Genomic DNA, 19,160 nt, shown 5'->3' with positions numbered 1-19,160 from the left:
ATCAGATGCGCCCGGCGCCCGCCCCCGCGGGCCTGCGACCGGTTGCCGCAACAGGCCCGATCAGCCGTCCCATCGCGCAGCACGCCAGGCCCGTAGCGCTGCGGGGTGGAGCGATTTCCGCCATCTGATATGGTTTTTTCCGACGAACCTGAATCTGTTTCGGGTGCAGACCGATTCGTACAGTCGCGGCGCCTCTTCTGCCTGATGGGCCACGACAATGAGCGAAAGAATCCAAGCGAAGGTCATCGAGATTGACGCCCCGCAACGTTTCACCCCGCCACCCAAACCGCTGTCGGCGGTGACCCCGACGGTCTACACCAAGCGCTTTGCCGGACGTTTCCGCGACCTGCGGCGTCTCGGCGGCGGCCTGCTGTTCCTGCTGTTCTTCGGCACCCTGTGGCTGCAGTGGAACGGCCGCCAGGCGGTGCTCTGGGACCTGCCCGAGCGCAAGTTCTACATCTTCGGCGCGACCTTCTGGCCGCAGGACTTCATCCTGCTCTCGGCGATCCTGATCATCGCCGCCTTCGGCCTGTTCTTCATCACGGTGTTCGCCGGCCGCGTCTGGTGCGGGTACACCTGCCCGCAGAGCGTATGGACCTGGGTCTTCATGTGGGCCGAACAGGTCACCGAAGGCGACCGCAACCAGCGCATGAAACTCGACAAGGGCCCGGCCAGCGCCGAGAAAGTCCTGCGCAAGGGCGCCAAGCACGGCCTCTGGCTGCTGATCAGCCTGGTCACGGCGATCACCTTCATCGGCTACTTCACGCCGGTGCGCCCCCTGGTGGCGGACCTGTTCACCTTCAGACTCGACCTGGAAAGCACCTTCTGGGTCGCCTTCTTCGCCGCCGCCACCTACGCCAACGCTGGCTGGCTGCGCGAGCAGGTGTGCATCCACATGTGCCCGTACTCGCGCTTCCAGAGCGTGATGTTCGACAAGGACACCCTGATCATTTCCTACGACGCGGCGCGGGGTGAGTCCCGTGGTGCGCGCAAGAAGGACGCCGATCCCAAGGCTCTCGGCCTGGGCGACTGCATCGACTGCCACCAGTGCGTGCAGGTCTGCCCCACTGGCATCGACATCCGCGACGGTCTGCAGATCGCCTGCATCGGCTGCGCCGCCTGCATCGACGCCTGCGACTCGGTGATGGACAAGATGGGCTACGAACGCGGCCTGGTGCGCTACACCTCGGAAAGCGCGCTGGAGGGCGGCAAGACCCACCTGCTGCGCCCACGCCTGATCGGCTACGCGGCGGTGCTGCTGGTGATGATCGGCGCGTTCGTCTGGGCGCTGGAGGCACGGCCACTGATCAACCTCGACGTGGCCCGCGACCGTGGCCTGTTCCGCGAGAACGCCGTCGGCGAGATCGAGAACATCTACAACCTCAAGCTGATCAACAAGACCCAGCAGCCGCAGCATTACCAGCTGAGCCTCGCCGATGGCGCCGGCTACCGCCTGCAGGGCGTGCCGGAACTGATGCTGCAGCCGGGCGAGATCCGCGACTTCGCCGTCTCGGTGGCAAGCCTGGCGCAGAGCAGCGCCGGTGGCTCGGTGCCGCTGCACTTCAAGGTCAGCGATGGCAACGAGTCCATCGACGCCGCCAGCACCTTCGTCTCGCCGAGGCGCTGAGCATGGCTCGGGAGCTTGGCGTGACCTCGGCGCAGCGCCTAGAGTGGGCAGATTCTTCCGCCCCTCAGGCCGCCGTGCAGGACAAGATGAAGCGCTACGAGAAATTCGCCGACGAGATCGCCGGCCTGATCCGCAGCGGCGTACTCGCCCCCGGCCAGAAAGTCCCCTCGGTGCGGCATGCCAGCCGCACCTACGGGGTCAGCGCCTCCACGGTATTCCAGGCCTATTACCTGCTGGAGGATCGCGGACTGATCGTCGCCCGCGCGCGCTCGGGCTACTTCGTCCGCGAACACGTGCAACGCGCCCTGGCCGAACCGGAAATCTCCCGCCACGACGCGCAGACCACCGAGGTGGACGTCAGCGAACTGGTGTTCTCAGTACTCAGCTCGATCAAGGACCCGGATACCGTGCCCTTCGGCTCGGCCTTCCCGGCGCCGGAACTGTTCCCCCTGCCGCGCCTGGCGCGCTCCATGGCCCACGCCGTGCGCGACATGGACCCTCGCTCGGTGGTCGCCGACCTCGCCCCCGGCAGCCACGCGCTGCGCCGACAGATAGCCCTGCGCTACATGGTCGGCGGCATGCCGCTGCCGGTGGAGGAGCTGGTGGTCACCAACGGCGCGCTGGAAGCGCTGAACCTGTGCCTGCAGGTGGTCACCCAGCCGGGCGACCTGGTCGCCATCGAGGCGCCGGCCTTCTATGCCAGCCTGCAGGTGCTCGAGCGCCTGAAACTCAAGGCCGTGGAAATCCCCGTGCACCCGCGCGAAGGCATCGATCTGGACGTGCTCGCCGACAGCCTGGCGCGCCTGCCGATCAAGGCCTGCTGGTTCATGAGCAACTTCCAGAACCCGCTGGGCGCGAGCATGGCCGAGGACAAGAAGCGCGCCCTTGCCGCGCTGCTGGCCCAGCACCAGGTGCCGCTGATCGAGGACGACGTCTACGCCGAGCTGTACTTCGCCGCCCAGGCGCCCAAGCCAGTAAAGGCCTTCGACAGCGAAGGGCTGGTGATGCACTGCAGCTCCTTCTCCAAGAGCCTCGCGCCGGGCTACCGGGTCGGCTGGGTCGCCGGCGGGCGCTACGCCGAGCCGATCGAGCGGCTCAAGCTGATGACCAGCCTGTCGGCCTCGGTGCCGGCCCAGGCGGCCATCGCCGACTACCTGCAGCACGGCGGCTACGACCGCCACCTGCGCAAGCTGCGCCACGCGCTGGAAAGCCAGCAGCACGCGATGCTCGCCGCCGTGGCCCGGCACTTCCCCGCCGCCACCCGCGTCACCCGGCCCAGTGGCGGCTACTTCCTGTGGCTGGAGCTGCCCGAGCACATCGACGCGCTCAAGCTGTTCCAGCTCGCCCATGCCCAGGGCATCAGCCTCGCGCCGGGGCCGATCTTCTCGGCGACGCGGCGCTTCGGCCACTGCCTGCGCCTGAACTATGGCCACCCGTGGACCACGGCCAGCGAACAGGCCATGGAAACCCTCGGGCGGATCATTCACTCGCTGTAGAGCGGCAGCCGGACTGATCCGCACATTCGGAAACGATCTGTATCTGTGCGGCGCTTTGTCGCAGGCCTACCCTGTCAGGCAGGAAACCCGGACGAGGGAAGCTGCCATGGAAGCAGAAGGCCTGATGATCCTGCTCACAGTGAGCGCCGCGCTCGGCGTGCACCTGTGGGTGCGCTGGTACCTGCGGCGCGGGATGCTGCCGCGCGGGGATCAGTGGCTGGCCTGAACCTCGTGCCTATCTGCTCTTCCGCAGGAGCGAGGGGGACGCCATCGTTATTGCTCGCGAACCGACCAGCCCTGGCGCCTCCGGGAATCCCTGCTCGCGCGCAAAGCTCGCGCCTACAAGGAGCCCCCGCGATACAGATGCGCATGCCCCGCACTGTACAGCGAGGAATCGGCAAACCCCTCCGCCCCCAGCACCTTGCCCACCAGGATCAGCGCCGTGCGCCGGAAACCCTTGGCCGCCGCCTTGGGCAGGATGTCGCCGAGGGTGCCGGTGACCAGGTCCTGATCCGGCCAGCTGGCGCGATGGATCACTGCAATGGGGCAGTCCGCACCGTAGTGCGGTAGCAGCTCGGCGACGATATTCGCCAGTTGACCAACGCCCAGGTGAATGGCCAGGGTCGCGCGGTGCTGCGCCAGTTCCGCCAGCGACTCGCCCTCGGGCATGCGCGTCCTGCTCGCGTAGCGGGTGAGGATCAGCGTCTGGGAAATGTCCGGCAGGGTCAGCTCGCAGCCGAGAATCGCCGCGCAGGCGGAAGTCGCGGTGACGCCGGGAACGATCTCGTAGGCGATGCCCCGTTCGCGCAGGTGGCGGATCTGCTCGCCGATGGCGCCGAACAGCGAGGGATCGCCGGAGTGCACCCGCGCGACGTCCTTGCCCTCCGCGTGGGCCTGCGCCAGCAGCTCGACGATCTCCTCCAGGTTCAGTTCGGCGGTATTCACCACGCGCTCTGCGCTGTGCCCTTCCAGCACGGCCGGCGGCACCAGAGAACCGGCGTAAAGGATCACCGGGCAGGTGCGGATCAGCCGCTGGCCCTTGACCGTGATGAGTTCGGGATCGCCGGGGCCGGCGCCGATGAAGTGGACCGTCATGAAGGCTCCTGTGCGGATTCGACGGGGATGAAAGCGAGTGCGCAGGTGGCCTGCTCGCTGCGGCGCTTACCCACCAGCAGGCGTGCCGGCGCACCACCTTGCGCCTCGGCCCGCAGCAATGCCGCCGCTTCGGCCACGCTCGCGCTGCCGGTGGCCGCGCGCACAGTTTCGGAAGGGTCGCTCAGGCGTTTCTCGCAGGCCGCGAGCTGTTGAGGCGTGAACAGCGCCAGCGGCAGGTCGAGCTCGGCAGCCAGGGCGGTCAGCCCTTCCTCGTCGGCCTTCAGCGTGGCGCTGGCCAGCGCGGTGAGGTTCGACTCGTCGAGCCCTGCTTCGGCCAACGTTTCTCGCAGCAGCGCACGCAGCTCGTCGAGCGGGCAGCCCCGGCGGCAACCGAGGCCGGCAACCAGCGTCATGGTCGCTCTCCTGGAAGGTGACAATAAAAACCCCGCAGACGGCCTGGCCGGCTGCGGGGTCGAGCATAGCGCGCGGATCAGGCCGACGGCGCGAAGCGGCGGAACAGCCAGGCGGCGACCAGGCCGAGCGCCAGCCAGAACACTGCGTTGGTGACCAGCGAGGCGAGGATGAACTCATGGGCCAGGCTTTCCGGCGCGAGGCTGGAATGCACTTCCGGTTGCGGCGCGCCGATCACGTGTGGCACCACCAGCAAGGCCAGGCCGACGATACGCAGCGCCCAGTGGCGGCCGAACACCAGCAGCGCGAGGCCAGCGGCGGTGGCGGCGGCCGTGCCGATCCACCAGGTCTGCCGCAGGCTCAGGTCGGCGGCGGCGGTGCCGGGGACTTCCGGCGGCAGGCCGAGGGACGGTGCGAGGGTGAACACGGCAAAGCCGGCCAGGCCCCAGAACAGGCCTTCGGAGGTTTTGCCCGGCGCGCGCAGGGCGAACAGGCCGGCCAGCATCAGGGCGAAGCCCACCGCGACCACCAGGTTGCCACCAGTGGTGGAGAGGATGCGCTGCCAGCCGTCTTCCGGCTCCCAGGCTTCCGCGTCGTGGTGGTGGCCCGCAGCAGCACCGTCGGCATGCTCGTGGGCGTGCTCCTCGACCAGCGCGGCGGCCGGCTCGGATTTCTCATAGGTTTCCGCCTTGAGGATCAGCGGGGATACCCACAGCAGCTGGACTAAGGTCAGCACCAGCGCGGCGATCAGACCGGCGAAACCGGCGGTCTGGGCGATACGTTTGATCATTTTTTCCTTTCCTTTTCGGACTCTCGAATCGAGCGAGCTAGAGCCAGGCAAGGCGGAGGATCGCCGGGGACGCGGAGTTGACTGCAGTCAATGAGCAGTCCACGGCGATACTCCAACGCAGCCTGGCCGACGCGCAGCCGATTGAAATCAGAACCGCATCAATGGCAGGGGAATCCCGCACTATGGCGGGTATCGTGCGCGGCGTTGTGTACCGCTTCCAGATGCGAGAAACCGGCGAAATACACCAGCAGCGCACCGAGCAGGCTGGCGCCGACGGCCAGGCTGATGCGTTTGGAAAGGGGGATGGAAGTGCTCGACACCTGTTGCGTCAGGATGCTGCTGGACATGAACGTTCCCTCTGAAACCTAGAGTGAGAACGCAGAGGTTGAACGCATTCGAACGCGCCGGATCGGTCGCGCCACGGCCTGCGCCCGCCCACCGCGGGTTGCCAAAATGTGAGGATTCCAGGCCGGTCTCCGGGCTTGCGACGCCAGCGAGAGACTCTCGCCGGATGGGTCAGCCTTCCCATGCCTTGGCACAGTGGCTACTGACGACCCTCGATGCGCTTACCGTTGCGGGGGCAGCGCCGGACTGGTCCTTGCGGACGCACCGGCTTCCCGTTTCACCTCGCGCGCGTCGGCGCGAGACACCTGAAACCGCGCTAGCTGACCACGGCAGTCCCGCAGCGTCAACTGCGCAGCAACCGATCCCCGGCGATTGACCGGCCCGGCCACGCTGCGTAGCCTTCCTCCCTTCGAGGTTCTCCGGCACTGGCCGGAGCTAAGAGGGAACGTGGAAATCTTCGGATGCGCCACGGCTGCCCCCGCAACTGTGAACAGCCTGTCTCTTCACGCGCCACTGCCGATTCGGGCGGGAAGGCGAAGGGATAACAAAGGGCTGTGAGCCAGGAGACCTGCCTCGTGACGGGTTTTCGATCTGCTGCGCGTCGGCCATGCTGCGTTGGAGGATCGCCGTGGACTGCTCATTGACTACAGTCAACTCCGCGTCCCCAGCGACCCTCCGCCTTGCCTGGCTCCAGCTCGCGAGATCCAGAACTGGTTCGTTATCAACAGACAACCGGGCGGGGTGATCCGGTGGCGACCTTCGTTGCGCGGCGAACCCGCGCGCGCGCCCTTCATCCGCCCTCCCAATTTCGCTTGCGAGGCGCGCATGAAAACCCTGGCCAAACTCCCCGTCACCATCGTCACCGGCTTCCTCGGTGCCGGCAAGACCACCCTGCTCCGCCACATGCTCGATACTGCCTCCGGCCGCCGCATCGCGGTGATCGTCAACGAATTCGGCGAGCTGGGCATCGACGGCGAAATCCTCAAGCAGTGCTCCATCGGCTGCAGCGAAGAAGAAGCGGTCGGCCGCGTCTTCGAGCTGGCCAACGGCTGCCTGTGCTGCACCGTGCAGGAAGAGTTCTTCCCGGTGATGCGCGAGCTGGTGGCGCGCCGTGGCGACCTCGACCAGATCCTCATCGAAACCTCCGGCCTCGCCCTGCCCAAGCCGCTGGTGCAGGCCTTCCAGTGGCCGGAAATCCGCAACGCCTGCACCGTCGACGCGGTGATCACCGTGGTGGACAGCCCGGCCGTGGCCGCGGGCACCTTCGCCGCCCACCCCGAGCAGGTGGACGAGCAGCGCAAGCAGGACCCGAACCTGGACCACGAATCGCCGCTGCACGAACTCTTCGAAGACCAGCTGGCCAGTGCCGACCTGGTGGTGCTGAACAAGGCCGACCTGCTCGACGCCGATGCGCTGGCCCGCGTGCGTGCCGAAGTTGCCGAGGAGCTGCCGCCGGCGGTGAAGATCGTCGAGGCCAACTCCGGCCAACTGCCGCTCTCGGTGCTGCTGGGGCTGAACGCCGAGGCCGAACTGCACATCGACAGCCGCCCGACTCATCACGACCACGAAGGCCATGAAGATCATGACCACGACGAGTTCGACTCCTTCCACGTCGACCTGCCGGAAGTGGAGGAGCGCGCCCTGCTCGATGCGCTGAGTGCGCTGGTCGAACGTCACGCCGTGCTGCGCATCAAGGGCTTCGTCGCCATCCCCGGCAAGCCCATGCGCCTGCTGGTGCAGGGCGTCGGCAAGCGCTTCGACAAGCACTTCGACCGCGCCTGGCGCAGTGACGAACCCCGTGGCACCCGACTCGTGGTGATCGGCCAGGAACTGGACCAGGCCACCATCGCCAACGAGCTGCGTACCGCCCTGGCGTAACACAACGCTACCCGCAAACGCCGAACTGCCCCCTCTCCCTTCAGGGAGAGGGCTGGGGAGAGGGTGTTACCACCGAGCGACAAGGCCCGATCCATGCACCTGCTGCGCACCCAACCCGGCGGCTTCGTCCCCGATGATGGCATCGCACACCTGGCCCAGACGCCCGCCGAACTGGTGATCCTCTGCAGCGGCGACTCGCACCTGGCGCTGCTCGCCGAGGCCGCGCGCGAACTGCCGGAAGACTACCCGAGCCTGCGCCTGGCCAACCCCATGCAGCTGCAGAACCACGCCTCGGTGGACCTCTACGTCGACGAGGTGCTGCAGCACGCCAGGGTCATCCTGATCTCGGTGCATGGCGGCGTCGGCTACTGGCGCTACGGCATGGAGCAGTTGGCGACGCTGGCCGAGCGCGGCGCCACGTTGATCGCCGTCCCCGGCGACGACAAGCCCGACCCCGAACTCGGCGCCCTGTGCAACGTTCCACCTGAGGATGCCGAACGCCTCTGGCAGTACCTGCGCCAGGGCGGCATGGACAACGCCCGGCAGTTCTTCGCCTGCCTGGCCAGCCGTCACCTGCAACGCGACTACGCCTGGAGCGAACCACAGACCTTGCCGCGCGTGGCGGTCTATCACCCGCGGATTGGCAGCTGCGACCTCGCCCGCTGGCAGGTCGACTGGAGCCCCGCGTGCCCGGTCACCGCGCTGCTGTTCTATCGCACCCACCTGCAGGCGGCGAACACCGGCTTCATCGACACTTTCTGCGAACGCCTGCAGGCCCAGGGCATCAACCCGTTGCCCATCGCCGTCGCCAGCCTCAAGGAGGCCGCCTGCCTGGACGCGGTGGAAAGCCTGCTGGACAGCGCCGACGCCGAGCTGATCATCAACACCACCGGCTTCGCTCAGTCAAACCCGGAAGCGCCGCAGGACCGGCCGTTCCGACGCGACGTGCCGGTGCTGCAAGCCATCTGCTCGCTGGACAACCTCGACCTCTGGCGCGCCAGCCCGCTAGGCCTCGGCCCGCGCGACCTGGCCATGCACATCGCCCTGCCGGAACTGGACGGGCGCATCATCACCCGGCCGATCAGCTTCAAGGGCCTGGCCTGGCGCAGCGAGCGCAGCCAGAGTGACGTGGTCTGCTACCTGCCGCATCTTCCCGGCATGGACTTCATCGCCGAGCTGGCGCGGCGCTGGATGCTGCTGGCGCGCAAGGCCAACGCCGACAAGCGCGTGGCGCTGATCCTGGCCAATTATCCGACCCGCGACGGGCGCATCGGCAACGGTGTCGGCCTCGACACGCCGGCCACCGCGCTGAATATCCTGCGCGCGCTGGAGGCTCAGGGTTATCCGGTCGCCGGCCTGCCCGATTCCGGCACCGCGCTGATCCAGCAACTGCTCAGCGGCGTCAGCAACGACCTCGACAGCCTCGACCTGCGCCCCTGCGCGCAGAGCCTGGCGCTGGACGACTACCTGGCCTGCTTCGCGCGCCTGCCCCAAGCCAACCAGCAAGCCGTGCGCGAACGCTGGGGCGAGCCGCAGCAGGACCCGATGTTCCGCAGCGGCCGCCTGATGGTCGCCGGCCTGCGCCTGGGCCTCGGCTTCGTCGGCATCCAGCCGGCACGCGGCTACCAGCTCGACGCCGCGGCGATCTACCACGATCCGTCGCTGGTGCCGCCCCACGGCTACCTCGCCTTCTACTTCTGGCTGCGCGAGGTGTTCGGCGCCGACGCGGTGGTCCACGTCGGCAAGCACGGCAACCTCGAATGGCTGCCGGGCAAGGGTGTCGGGCTCTCCGAGGAATGCTGGCCGGACGCGATCCTCGGCGCGCTGCCGAACCTCTACCCGTTCATCGTCAACGACCCCGGCGAAGGCGCCCAGGCCAAACGCCGCGCCCAGGCAGTGATCATCGACCACCTGATGCCGCCGCTGACCCGCGCGGAAAACTACGGCCCGCTGCGTGACCTCGAACGCCTGGCCGACGAGTACTACGACGCCTCCCTGCTCGACCCGCGCCGCGCCACCGAATTGCGTGGCGACATCCTCACGCTGGTGCGCGAGACCTCGCTGGACCGCGAGCTGGGCTTGCAACTGAGCGACGATGCGGAAAGCTGGCTGCCGCAGCTGGATGCTTACCTGTGCGACCTCAAGGAGTCGCAGATTCGCGATGGCCTGCATGTGTTCGGCGAATCGCCTTCAGGCGCGTTGCGCCGCGACACACTGCTGTCGCTGGTGCGCATCCCACGCGGTGATGGACGCGGCGGCAACGCCAGTCTGCTGCGTGCGCTGAGTGAAGACCTGCAGCTGGGTCGCGATCCGCTGGACGAGACCTTCGCCGGGATGTGGGAAGGCCCGCGCCCGGAAGCGCTGCTCGCGGTGAGCGACGAGCCCTGGCGCAGCAACGGCGACACCCGCGAGCGCCTGGAGCTGTTCGCCCTGCGCCTGATCGACGGCTCAGCCAGCGCGCCGGGCAGCGCCAGCGCGGCGGTCCTCGCGCAACTTCAGCAGCAGATCGCACCGACCCTGGACGCCTGTGGCGCCAGCGAAATCGGCCACCTGCTCGCCGGCCTCGACGGCCGCTTCGTCCCGCCCGGCCCCAGCGGCGCGCCCAGTCGCGGGCGGGTCGACGTGCTGCCCACCGGGCGCAACTTCTTTACCGTGGACGTGCGCAACCTGCCCACGCCCACCGCCTTCCGCCTCGGCTTCCAGTCGGCCAGCCGCCTGCTCGAACGCCACCTGCAGGACCATGGCGACCACCTGCGCCAGCTCGGCCTGTCGGTGTGGGGCACGGCGACCATGCGCACCGGCGGCGACGACATCGCCCAGGCCCTCGCGCTGCTCGGCGTGCGCCCGGTGTGGCAGGCCGGCAGCCAGCGCGTGGAAGACTTCGAGATCCTGCCGATCACCCTGCTCGACCGTCCGCGGGTCGACGTGACGCTGCGAGTCTCGGGCTTCTTCCGCGATGCCTTCGCCAACCTGATCCGTCTGTTCGACGCCGCCGTACAGGCCGTCGCCGCGCTGGACGAACCGGACGATCTGAACCCGCTCGCCGCCCGCGTACGGGCCGACCAATCACGTTTGCAGTCCGAGGGATTGGCGCGGGATGAAGCCCGCCGCCAGGCCGGCTGGCGCATCTTCGGCGCCCAGCCCGGCGCCTACGGGGCCGGCGTGCAGGGTGTGATCGAATCGCGCCAGTGGGACAGCCGCGCCGACCTCGCCGAGGCGTACCTGAACTGGGGCGGCTACGCCTACGGCGCCAGCGACGACGGCACGCCGGCGCGCGAACGCTTCGCCCAGCGCCTCTCCGGCCTGCAGGCAGTGCTGCACAACCAGGACAACCGCGAGCACGACATCCTCGATTCCAACGACTACTACCAGTTCCAGGGCGGCATGCTGGCCGCCGCCGAGGTCATCCAGGGGCAGTCGCTCTCCAGCTACCACGGCGACCACAGCCAGCCGGACAACCCGCGCATCCGCACCCTGAAGGAAGAACTCGGCCGCGTGGTACGCGCCCGCGCGGTGAACCCGAAATGGATCGCCGGCATGAAGCGCCACGGCTACAAGGGCGCCTTCGAACTGGCCGCGACGGTGGACTACCTGTTCGCCTTCGACGCCACCAGCGAACTGGTGGACGACCACCAGTACCGCCTGCTGGCGGACGCCTACCTGCTGGACGACGACACCCGCGAGTTCATCCGCCAGCACAACCCCGAGGCCCTGCGCGACATCGCCGAACGCCTGGTGGAAGCACAGCAGCGCGGGTTGTGGGAAGAGCCAGGGGAGTACCGGGAGGCGCTGGAGAATCTGCTGGTGGACAGCGAAGAGCAGTGAGGGATTCCGCCCTGTCGCAGGATGGCGCGGAGCACAGCGATACCCATCAATCCCAGGCTCCGAGCACAGCACAAACTGTAGGAACGAGCTTGCTCGCGAACCCGCCTCCGCCATGGAGCAGTGTTCGCGAGCAAGCTCGCTCCTACCTAAAGCCGCAGACGCTCGACATCAGCCCCGGCGCAGCCGCTCCGCCGCATTCAGCAGCAGCGCCTCGGTGCCGCTCCAGCCCAGACAGCCATCGGTGATCGAGACACCGTAGCGCAGCTCGCCGGACAGCGGCTGGCAGCCGTCGAACAGATGACTCTCCAGCATCACGCCGCGCAGCGAAGCGTCGCCGGCCACGCGCTGGTCGAGGACGCTGTCCAGTACTGCCGGCTGGCGCAACGGGTCCTTGCCGCTGTTGGCGTGGCTGCAGTCCACCATGATGCTCGGGTCGAGGCCGAGCTTTTCCAGCCCCTGGCGAATCTGCTGCACGCTGGCCGCGTCGAAGTTCGGCCCGGCGTGGCCGCCGCGCAGCACCAGATGGGTGTCCGGGTTTCCCTGGGTCTGCACCAGCGACGGGCGACCCAGCGCATCGATGCCGAAGTGCTGGTGCGGGTGCGCCGCCGAACGCATGGCGTCGGTGGCGATGCCGATGCTGCCGTCGGTGCCGTTCTTGAAGCCCACCGGCAGGTCGAGGCCGCTGACCATCTCGCGGTGCACCTGGGATTCGCTGGTGCGCGCGCCGATCGCGGCCCAACCGAGCAGGTCGTCGAAGTAGCCGGCCACCAGCGGTTGCAGCAGTTCGGTGGCGATCGGCAGGCCGCGTTCGAGCATGCCCAGCATCAGCCGTCGCGACAGCTCCAGGCCGCCAGCCATGTCGCCAGTACCGTCCAGCTGCGGGTCGTAGACCAGGCCTTTCCAGCCAATGGTGGTACGCGGTTTCTCGACGTAGGCGCGCATCACCAGCAGCAACTGGTCGCTGACCTGCGGCGCCAGTTCGGCGAGGCGGTCGGCGTATTCGAGGGCGGAGATGGGGTCATGCAGCGAGCAGGGGCCGATGACGACCAGCAGGCGCGGGTCGCGGCCATCGAGGACGGCACGGATCGCCTCGCGACCTTCGCGGACACGGTGGGCCATGGCGGCGGACAGCGGCAGGCGCTGGCGCAGTTCGGCGGGGCTCGGCAGCGGGTGTTCGCGGCGGCGGGCGGAGGGCAGCGGCAGGTCGAGGACTTCGGCGCATGCTGCGTGTTCGGGGCGGATCAGGGTGGAGGTGGAAGCATTCATCTGACTGGCATCCTTGGCCGGCGCGGAGGTCTTTCCGCGCTCGGCGCTCTATCTAAGTGTTCGTGGCAAGGCTCGTTGGGTGGCACGCAGCGCGCTGCTAAATCGCCAGTCGGAGTTGCGGTAATAGCGGTAATCGGTGGTGTAGGCGGTCATGTCTCGATCCTCTGTCTGAGCGTTTGCGCTCGTTTCAATGCGTTGGGCCTTGTGGGCTTAGAAAAACAAAAACCCCGGTCGGGTTGCCGACCGGGGTTTCGTGAATCTGTCTGGTTGGCGACCCTGCTTGCTAGGCCGCCTGTGGGGTATCAGGCGCGCCTTTGGCTAAACCAATACCCATAGAAGAAATAGCCAGCAGCAGCAGCCAGGACCTGCGCGCGAGCAGCCACGGAGCCGATGGCACCGAGGCGGGCGAGGGACTGGATGGACAGGCTGGACTGCATGATGTTCTCCGTGGAAGTGAAACCAAGGTACTGCATCGCGCAGCGCCGATCAATGACTTGAATCTATCGTTCCGATGGACATTGGTCGCACCTCCTACACCCGGTTCGCTACCATGCACGGACGAAATCCGCAGGAAATCCCCATGAGCGCCCTTCCCCATTTCCCACTGGCAGCCGTCGTAGGCGCTGATGAGCTGAAGCTGGCCCTGTGCCTGGCAGCCATCGACCCGGCCATCGGCGGCGTGCTGATAGAAGGGCCGCGCGGCATGGCCAAGTCCACCCTGGCGCGCGGCGTCGCCGACCTGCTGGACGGCGGGCGCTTCGTCACCCTGCCGCTGGGCGCCAGCGAGGAACGCATCGTCGGCACCCTCGACCTGGACGCGGCGCTGGGCCAAGGCCGCGCGCAGTTCTCCCCCGGTGTGCTGGCCCAGGCTCACGGCGGCGTGCTTTATGTGGATGAAGTGAACCTGCTGCCCGACCATCTCGTCGATTTGCTGCTCGACGTGGCTGCCAGCGGGGTCAACCTGATCGAGCGCGACGGCCTGTCCCACAGCCACCCGGCGCGCTTCGTGCTGATCGGCACGATGAACCCCGAAGAAGGCGAGCTGCGCCCACAACTGCTGGACCGCTTCGGCCTCAAGGTGCAGCTGGAAGGTACGCCCGCACCGAGCGAGCGTGCCGAGATCGTCCGCCGCCGGCTGGCCTTCGACGCCGACCCGCAGGTGTTCCTGGCGCAATGGCAAGCCGCGCAGCAGGCTCTGCAACAACGCTGCGGCCAAGCGCGCCAGCAGTTGGCCGCGATCCCCCTGGACGATGCCGCGCTGGAGACCATCGCCGAGCGCTGCCACGCCGCTGGCGTCGACGGCTTGCGTGCTGACCTCGTGTGGCTGCGCGCGGCTCGCGCTCATGCCGCCTGGCGTGGCGCCAACGCCATCGAGGCGCAGGACATCGATGCGGTCGATCACTTCGCCCTCGCCCATCGCCGCCGCCATCCGCCAGCGCAGTCAAGCACGCCACCACAGGCCTCATCCAGCCAACCACAGACTCCATCCAACGCCTCCCACGGCGAAGGCCAATGGGGCGAACTGCCCGCGCAGAGCGTCGCCATGGGCGAACGCCGGCAACTGGCGGGCTGGCCAAAAAAGCCCTGAGCATCCGCCCGCGCCCGGCCCCAGGCGCGGATGCCAACCCCCGACCCGGCCAGCTCGCCGGCGGCCGCAGCGGCGCCCGCCACACCGGCGCGCACGCCCGCATCGACTGGCCCGCCAGCCTGCGCAACGGCCGCCCGCAACGCCGCGCCGACCTGGTGCTGCGCGCCCGCAGCCGCCAGCCCGGCGAACTCTGGCTGGTGATAGTCGATGCCTCCGCCAGCACCCGCCGCCACGGCGCCCTCGCCCAGGCCAAGGGCCTGCTCGCCGACACCTTCGAACAGGCCTACCGGCAACGCGCTCGCCTCGCCGTGCTGCATGCCACGGGCGCACAACCGCGCTGGTTGTGGCAGGGCCAGAAGGCTTCGAGTCAATTGCAGGAATGGCTGGAGCAACTCGGCGCCGGCGGCGGCACCCCGCTGATCGAGGCGCTGCAGCAAGCGCGCGAATGGCTGGACCAGCGCCAGCGACAGAAGCCGGGCGAGAGTCAGCGCCTGCTGGTGCTGACCGACGGCCGCCTCCGCGACTGGCCGGCGCTGCAGCCGCTAAGCTGCCCGACGGTGCTGGTTGATATCGAGGGTGGAGCGATCAGGCTGGGACGAGCCAGGAAGCTGGCGGAAGAACTCGACGCCGACTACCGGCCGATCGGCGACCTGGCAAGCACAGTTCGCTGATTTCAACACTGCACGGCATGGCCCGGATCAAGGCTCGCCATTGCGCCCATGCAACAGGAACCCCGGCCGCTCGCTCAATCGCTCGTAGTAGGCCGCCACTGCCGGTAGATCGGGGCGCTGCATGGGCGTCAGGTACCAGCGGTTCACCGACAGACCGAGCACGACATCAGCGAGGCTGAAGCAGGCGCCGGTGACGAACGCGCCGGTGTGCGCCAGCTGGCGGTCCAGCAGGGCCATGCCGTGGTTCCACTGCGCCTCGCTCAGGGCGATGGCCGATTCGTCGGTATGGCCCGGGCTGCTGCGCACTCTGGCCATGAACGCATAGCGCCAGGCGTTGTTCAGCTCGGTGGCCTGCCAGCCCATCCACTGTTCCACCAGGGCTCGCTCGCGCGGCCGGGTCGGCAGCAACTCGTCGAGCGGGTACTGGGTAGCGAGGTAGCTGCAGATGGCGTTGGATTCCCAGAGCACGAAGTCACCGTCGACCAGGACCGGCACCAAGGCGTTGGGGTTGAGCGCGATGAACTCCGCCGAGGCGGTGGAGCGCAAGCCCGTGCCCCAGTCTTCGCGTTCATAGGGCAGGTTCAGTTCGGCGCAGGTCCAGAGCACCTTGCGCACGTTGATCGATGAGGCGCGGCCGAGGATTCGCAGCATGGTGTCACTCCCTGTGAAAACCGGGGCCCAGCATAGAGGCTGGCGGGGCGGCGGAGAAGCGCGGTCTTGACGCAACCGCGAGCTTGCCCGCGAATCGCTACGAAGCTGTGAACGCCCGCGGCGCAGGACGTTCCGTCAATCGGCTGCGAGAGGCTCCAGCGCCAGCCAGAGCGTCTCGACACTGCCGAACTGCCGGTCCACTTCCGGCAGCTCCGGCCGCGCCAGGATCAGCACCGGCACACCGCGCTCGCGGGCGACCTGCAGCTTCGGTTCGGTGGCCTGGCTGCCGCTGTTCTTGCTGACCAGCACATCGGTGCCCAGACGGGTGAACAACTCACGCTCGCCCTCGAGGGTGAATGGCCCCCGGGCGCCGAGCACTTCGGCCCGCGTGTTGCCGGGCAGGCTTTGCAGGCAGCGCACGGTCCAGTGTTGATGGGCGGGGATCTCGCCCAGATGCTCCAGCGGCTCGCGGCCCATCGTGAAAAGCGGGCGGCGAAAGTCCTCCAGCGCCGAGATCAGCGCCGGCCAGCCGGCCACCTCGCGCCAGTCGTCAGCGGCGCCTGCCTGCCAACCGGGGCGACGCAGCGCCCAGCAGGGCACGCCAGCCAGTTGTGCGGCGCGGGCGGCATTGGCACTGATCTGCGCGGCGTAGGGGTGGGTAGCATCGAGCAGCAGGTCGAAACCGCGTTCGCGGATGAAGTCCGCAAGGCCTTCGGCGCCGCCGTAACCACCCACCCTCACTTCACAGGCGAGGTCGTCCGGCACCTTGCCGAGGCCGGCGAGGCTGTACAGGTGCCGAGGCCCAAGACAGCGCGCAATGGCCAGCGCCTCGCCAATACCGCCCAGTAGGAGGACCCGTTTCATCGCACCTCCAGCGCCTCGCCCACCAGGTTGCCCTGACGGTCGATGGCGAAGACTTCCAGCGTCACTTCAAGGGGCACGATGCGCCGGGCAAAGGCGAGCGCGCGGGCGCAGACGGCATCCCCGAGGGCGATGCCCTCGGCGCGGCACAGCGCCAGCGCCTGCTGACTGGTATTGGCTTCGCGCATGCGTTGTTGCAGGCCTGCCGACGCGCCAATCTCCGCCGCCCACCCGGCCAGCTGCGGCAGGTCGATGCTGGAGTGGCGGCTGTGCAGGTCCATGTGGCCGGCGGCGAGCTTGCTGATCTTGCCGAAGCCGCCGCAGACGCTGAAGCGCTCCACCGGCACCTTGCGCAGGTGCTTGAGCGCGGCGCCGGCGAAGTCGCCCATCTCGATCAGCGCGGTGTCGTCGAAGCCGTAGCGACGGCGCATGGCGTCCTCGCTGGCGTTGCCGGTGCAGGCGGCGAGATGGCGGAAGCCGTTGGCGCGGGCGACGTCAATGCCCTGCTGGATCGAGGCGATATACGCCGAGCAGGAGAACGGCCGGACGATGCCGGTGGTGCCGAGGATCGACAGGCCACCGAGGATGCCCAGGCGCGGGTTCATGGTCTTGAGTGCCAGCTCGGCGCCGCCCTCGATGTTGATCGTGACGTCGAAGCCGCCGGCGTAGGCGCACTCGGCCGCCAACGCAGCGAGGTTGCCCTGCATCATCTGCCGCGGCACCGGGTTGATCGCCGGCTCGCCCACCGCCAGCACCAGCCCCGGCTTGGTGACGGTGCCGACGCCTTCTCCTGCGTGGAAGCGCACGCCCGGTTCGGCAGTCAGAACGACACGGGCGAAAACCAGCGCACCGTGGGTCACGTCCGGGTCGTCGCCGGCATCCTTCAGCGTGCCGGCTTCGGCGCCCTCGGCGGTGAGCCGGCAGAACTCCAGGCGCAGGGTCGCGCTGCGCTCTTTGGGCAGGGCGATCTGCGCCGCGTCCAGCGCCTCACCGGTCAGCAGCAGGCGCGCCGCCGCCAGGCTGGTGGCGGTGGCGCAGCTGCCGGTGGTGTAGCCACTGCGCAGCGGACGGGGTTCTTCGCAAGTCTCTTCGCGCATCGTCAGTCGGCCAGGGGCTTGCGCACTTCCAGCAGGGTGATCGGCAACGCCGCGCGCCAGGTATCGAAACCGCCGAGCGGCTGGGCCTGGGACACCGACAGGCGGGTCAGCTCGCCGCCGATGCGGGCGCGCCAGCTCAGCAGCATGGACTCGCTCTGCAGGGTGACGGCGTTGGCGACCAGCCGGCCGCCGGGCCTGAGTTGTTCCCAGCACTGCTCGAACACGCCGGGCAGGGTCACGCCGCCGCCGATGAAGATCGCGTCGGGGCGCTCCAGCCCCAGCAAGGCTTCCGGCGCGGCACCGCAGACCAGCTGCAACGCCGGCACGCCGAGGGCGTCGCGGTTGAAACGGATATGCTCCTGGCGCCCGTCGTTGGCTTCGATGGCCAGCGTGCGGCAGCTCGGATGCGCGCGCATCCACTCGATACCGATGGAGCCACAGCCGGCACCGACATCCCAGAGCAGCTCGCCAGGCTTCGGCGCCAGCCGTGCCAGGGTCACGGCACGCACGTCACGTTTGGTCAGTTGGCCGTCATGGCGGTAGGCATCGTCCGGCAGGCCTATGGTCAGCGGCAGACGCACCGCGTCGAAACCGGCTACGCACTGCACAGCCACCAGATTGAGCGCAGCGGTCTCGCTCGGCGACCAGTCGCTGGCGAGCCCGTCGATGCGTCGCTCCACCTCGCCGCCCAGGTGCTCCAGCACGCTGAGGCGACTCGCGCCGAAACCCCGTTCGCGCAGCAGCGCAGCAATAGCCGCCGGGCTGTCACCATCGTTGCTGAGGATCAACAGCTTCGAGCCGTGGTGGATCTGCGCGTTGAGTGCGGTCAATGGGCGCGCCACCAGCGACAGCAGCGTGCAGTCCTGCAAGGCCCAGCCCATCCGTGCGGCGGCGAGCGAGGCGGAAGACGGCGCGGAAAGCACGAGCATTTCCTCGGACGGAATCTGACGGGCAAGGCTCGCGCCGACGCCGAACAGCATGGGGTCACCGCTGGCCAGTACGCAGGTCGGCTCGCCGCGACGGCACAGCACCGGTTCCAGGCTGAACGGGCTGGGCCAGGCCTGACGACGGGCGCCCAGGCAATGCGGCAGCAACTCCAGCTGGCGTGGCGCGCCAATCACTTCGCTGGCAGCGAGCAGCGCGCGGCGCGCGGCCTTGCCGAGGCCGGCATAGCCGTCCTCGCCGATGCCGACGATGGTCAGCCAGGGCGTCATGAAATGTCCTCGAAGGTGCGACGATCGATCCGACGGGCAGGCTTTTCCTGACCTCGGGCAAAGCAGGCATAATACCCGCTTCGTCGGTGCTCGTAGGACGCTTCGCCTTTTACGGTGAGGTTTCTCAGAGCCGAAGAGGGAACACGGTTAAGCCGTGGCTGCCCCCGCAACTGTAAGCAGCGAGTCCGCGCAATGCGGCGACACGAGAACGAGGTTCCGTGCCGCCGGCCAGGCCACTGGGCAACCGGGAAGGCCGCGCTGGATGAGGACCTGCCAGCCAGGAGACCTGCCGACGAAACCAGTCGCGCGTGCAGACATCGAGCGGGGTGTATCGATGTCGTGAAG

16 protein-coding genes and 3 riboswitches are annotated in these 19,160 nt (G+C 68.3%); of the genes, 6 read left to right on the top strand and 10 right to left on the bottom strand.

The window, feature by feature from the left end:
* Nucleotides 1-217 precede the first annotated feature (217 nt).
* The gene (gene ccoG / locus IB275_RS03425) at nucleotides 218-1,627 is read left to right on the top strand and encodes a cytochrome c oxidase accessory protein CcoG (protein ID WP_192290556.1); all 1,410 of its coding nucleotides are present in this window, start codon (nucleotides 218-220) and stop codon (nucleotides 1,625-1,627) included.
* Between the two features lie 86 nt (nucleotides 1,628-1,713).
* Nucleotides 1,714-3,123, top strand: coding sequence for a GntR family transcriptional regulator MpaR (gene mapR / locus IB275_RS03420; RefSeq protein ID WP_192290677.1), 1,410 nt, complete (start codon nucleotides 1,714-1,716; stop codon nucleotides 3,121-3,123).
* A 339-nt stretch (nucleotides 3,124-3,462) separates the two neighbouring features.
* Here mapR and cobM read toward each other — a convergent pair whose 3' ends face one another.
* The 4 genes from cobM to IB275_RS03400 all read right to left on the bottom strand — a co-directional run bounded on the left by cobM (nucleotide 3,463) and on the right by IB275_RS03400 (nucleotide 5,766).
* Nucleotides 3,463-4,218, bottom strand: a complete 756-nt coding sequence (cobM, locus tag IB275_RS03415; RefSeq protein WP_192290558.1) for a precorrin-4 C(11)-methyltransferase — start codon at nucleotides 4,216-4,218, stop codon at nucleotides 3,463-3,465.
* On the bottom strand, nucleotides 4,215-4,631 hold the full coding sequence (locus IB275_RS03410) for a cobalamin biosynthesis protein (RefSeq protein WP_192290560.1): 417 nt from the start codon (nucleotides 4,629-4,631) through the stop codon (nucleotides 4,215-4,217). The genes cobM and IB275_RS03410 overlap by 4 nt, the downstream gene beginning before the upstream one ends.
* Nucleotides 4,632-4,708: 77 nt before the next feature.
* A complete protein-coding gene (locus IB275_RS03405; RefSeq protein ID WP_192290562.1) occupies nucleotides 4,709-5,419 on the bottom strand; it encodes a CbtA family protein in 711 nt (236 codons plus the stop codon).
* Nucleotides 5,420-5,577: 158 nt separating this feature from the next.
* Nucleotides 5,578-5,766, bottom strand: coding sequence for a CbtB domain-containing protein (locus IB275_RS03400; protein ID WP_192290564.1), 189 nt, complete (start codon nucleotides 5,764-5,766; stop codon nucleotides 5,578-5,580).
* Between the two features lie 103 nt (nucleotides 5,767-5,869).
* Nucleotides 5,870-6,088: riboswitch (cobalamin riboswitch) on the bottom strand.
* Between the two features lie 71 nt (nucleotides 6,089-6,159).
* Nucleotides 6,160-6,354, top strand: a riboswitch (cobalamin riboswitch).
* Between the two features lie 235 nt (nucleotides 6,355-6,589).
* Here IB275_RS03400 and cobW point away from each other — a divergent pair.
* Both cobW and cobN read left to right on the top strand, forming a co-directional pair.
* Nucleotides 6,590-7,642: a cobalamin biosynthesis protein CobW gene (gene cobW, locus IB275_RS03395; RefSeq protein ID WP_192290566.1), complete on the top strand. Its 1,053-nt coding sequence runs from the start codon at nucleotides 6,590-6,592 to the stop codon at nucleotides 7,640-7,642.
* Nucleotides 7,643-7,735: 93 nt separating this feature from the next.
* Nucleotides 7,736-11,467 carry a cobaltochelatase subunit CobN gene (gene cobN / locus IB275_RS03390; RefSeq protein ID WP_192290568.1) on the top strand — a complete coding sequence of 1,244 codons (3,732 nt, stop codon included), beginning with the start codon at nucleotides 7,736-7,738 and terminating at the stop codon, nucleotides 11,465-11,467.
* Nucleotides 11,468-11,635: 168 nt separating this feature from the next.
* Here the strand turns inward: cobN and IB275_RS03385 are convergent, their stop codons facing one another.
* Nucleotides 11,636-12,733 (bottom strand): 3-deoxy-7-phosphoheptulonate synthase, encoded by a 1,098-nt coding sequence (locus IB275_RS03385; RefSeq protein WP_225601999.1) that lies wholly within the window; start codon nucleotides 12,731-12,733, stop codon nucleotides 11,636-11,638.
* 302 nt (nucleotides 12,734-13,035) lie between these two features.
* Entirely contained in the window at nucleotides 13,036-13,170 is a 135-nt protein-coding gene (locus IB275_RS03380) for a hypothetical protein (RefSeq protein ID WP_263864838.1), read from the bottom strand.
* 143 nt (nucleotides 13,171-13,313) lie between these two features.
* On the opposite strand from IB275_RS03380, the gene IB275_RS03375 reads away from it, so the two are divergent.
* Both IB275_RS03375 and IB275_RS03370 read left to right on the top strand, forming a co-directional pair.
* On the top strand, nucleotides 13,314-14,321 hold the full coding sequence (locus tag IB275_RS03375; RefSeq protein WP_192290570.1) for a magnesium chelatase ATPase subunit I: 1,008 nt from the start codon (nucleotides 13,314-13,316) through the stop codon (nucleotides 14,319-14,321).
* Entirely contained in the window at nucleotides 14,246-14,992 is a 747-nt protein-coding gene (locus IB275_RS03370; protein WP_192290572.1) for a vWA domain-containing protein, read from the top strand. The genes IB275_RS03375 and IB275_RS03370 overlap by 76 nt, the downstream gene beginning before the upstream one ends.
* A gap of 27 nt (nucleotides 14,993-15,019) precedes the next feature.
* Here IB275_RS03370 and IB275_RS03365 read toward each other — a convergent pair whose 3' ends face one another.
* The 4 genes from IB275_RS03365 to cbiE form a co-directional block, all read right to left on the bottom strand.
* Nucleotides 15,020-15,643 carry a glutathione S-transferase family protein gene (locus IB275_RS03365; protein WP_192290574.1) on the bottom strand — a complete coding sequence of 208 codons (624 nt, stop codon included), beginning with the start codon at nucleotides 15,641-15,643 and terminating at the stop codon, nucleotides 15,020-15,022.
* Nucleotides 15,644-15,778: 135 nt separating this feature from the next.
* Complete coding sequence (locus tag IB275_RS03360; RefSeq protein ID WP_192290576.1) at nucleotides 15,779-16,507, bottom strand: cobalt-precorrin-6A reductase; 729 nt, start codon at nucleotides 16,505-16,507, stop codon at nucleotides 15,779-15,781.
* The gene (locus IB275_RS03355; protein WP_192290578.1) at nucleotides 16,504-17,601 is read right to left on the bottom strand and encodes a cobalt-precorrin-5B (C(1))-methyltransferase; all 1,098 of its coding nucleotides are present in this window, start codon (nucleotides 17,599-17,601) and stop codon (nucleotides 16,504-16,506) included. The genes IB275_RS03360 and IB275_RS03355 overlap by 4 nt, the downstream gene beginning before the upstream one ends.
* Nucleotides 17,602-17,603: 2 nt before the next feature.
* Nucleotides 17,604-18,815: a precorrin-6y C5,15-methyltransferase (decarboxylating) subunit CbiE gene (cbiE, locus tag IB275_RS03350; protein ID WP_192290579.1), complete on the bottom strand. Its 1,212-nt coding sequence runs from the start codon at nucleotides 18,813-18,815 to the stop codon at nucleotides 17,604-17,606.
* A 67-nt stretch (nucleotides 18,816-18,882) separates the two neighbouring features.
* Nucleotides 18,883-19,123: riboswitch (cobalamin riboswitch) on the top strand.
* Nucleotides 19,124-19,160: the final 37 nt, after the last annotated feature.

The sequence above is a fragment of the Pseudomonas sp. PDM21 genome, from assembly GCF_014852505.2.
GTDB lineage: Bacteria > Pseudomonadota > Gammaproteobacteria > Pseudomonadales > Pseudomonadaceae > Pseudomonas.
This window is presented reverse-complemented; position numbering and strand designations above follow the sequence as displayed.

What these genes read in the sequence shown, in the direction of transcription:
- ccoG (WP_192290556.1), top strand. Translation starts at nt 218, where the DNA reads ATGAGCGAAAGAATCCAAGCGAAGGTCATCGAGATTGACGCCCCGCAA.
- IB275_RS03375 (WP_192290570.1), top strand. Translation starts at nt 13,314, where the DNA reads ATGAGCGCCCTTCCCCATTTCCCACTGGCAGCCGTCGTAGGCGCTGAT.
- IB275_RS03365 (WP_192290574.1), bottom strand. Translation starts at nt 15,643, where the DNA reads ATGCTGCGAATCCTCGGCCGCGCCTCATCGATCAACGTGCGCAAGGTG.
- cobW (WP_192290566.1), top strand. Translation starts at nt 6,590, where the DNA reads ATGAAAACCCTGGCCAAACTCCCCGTCACCATCGTCACCGGCTTCCTC.
- IB275_RS03400 (WP_192290564.1), bottom strand. Translation starts at nt 5,766, where the DNA reads ATGTCCAGCAGCATCCTGACGCAACAGGTGTCGAGCACTTCCATCCCC.
- IB275_RS03410 (WP_192290560.1), bottom strand. Translation starts at nt 4,631, where the DNA reads ATGACGCTGGTTGCCGGCCTCGGTTGCCGCCGGGGCTGCCCGCTCGAC.
- IB275_RS03360 (WP_192290576.1), bottom strand. Translation starts at nt 16,507, where the DNA reads ATGAAACGGGTCCTCCTACTGGGCGGTATTGGCGAGGCGCTGGCCATT.
- IB275_RS03385 (WP_225601999.1), bottom strand. Translation starts at nt 12,733, where the DNA reads ATGAATGCTTCCACCTCCACCCTGATCCGCCCCGAACACGCAGCATGC.
- cobM (WP_192290558.1), bottom strand. Translation starts at nt 4,218, where the DNA reads ATGACGGTCCACTTCATCGGCGCCGGCCCCGGCGATCCCGAACTCATC.
- IB275_RS03370 (WP_192290572.1), top strand. Translation starts at nt 14,246, where the DNA reads ATGGGGCGAACTGCCCGCGCAGAGCGTCGCCATGGGCGAACGCCGGCA.
- mapR (WP_192290677.1), top strand. Translation starts at nt 1,714, where the DNA reads ATGAAGCGCTACGAGAAATTCGCCGACGAGATCGCCGGCCTGATCCGC.
- IB275_RS03380 (WP_263864838.1), bottom strand. Translation starts at nt 13,170, where the DNA reads ATGCAGTCCAGCCTGTCCATCCAGTCCCTCGCCCGCCTCGGTGCCATC.
- IB275_RS03405 (WP_192290562.1), bottom strand. Translation starts at nt 5,419, where the DNA reads ATGATCAAACGTATCGCCCAGACCGCCGGTTTCGCCGGTCTGATCGCC.
- cbiE (WP_192290579.1), bottom strand. Translation starts at nt 18,815, where the DNA reads ATGACGCCCTGGCTGACCATCGTCGGCATCGGCGAGGACGGCTATGCC.
- cobN (WP_192290568.1), top strand. Translation starts at nt 7,736, where the DNA reads ATGCACCTGCTGCGCACCCAACCCGGCGGCTTCGTCCCCGATGATGGC.
- IB275_RS03355 (WP_192290578.1), bottom strand. Translation starts at nt 17,601, where the DNA reads ATGCGCGAAGAGACTTGCGAAGAACCCCGTCCGCTGCGCAGTGGCTAC.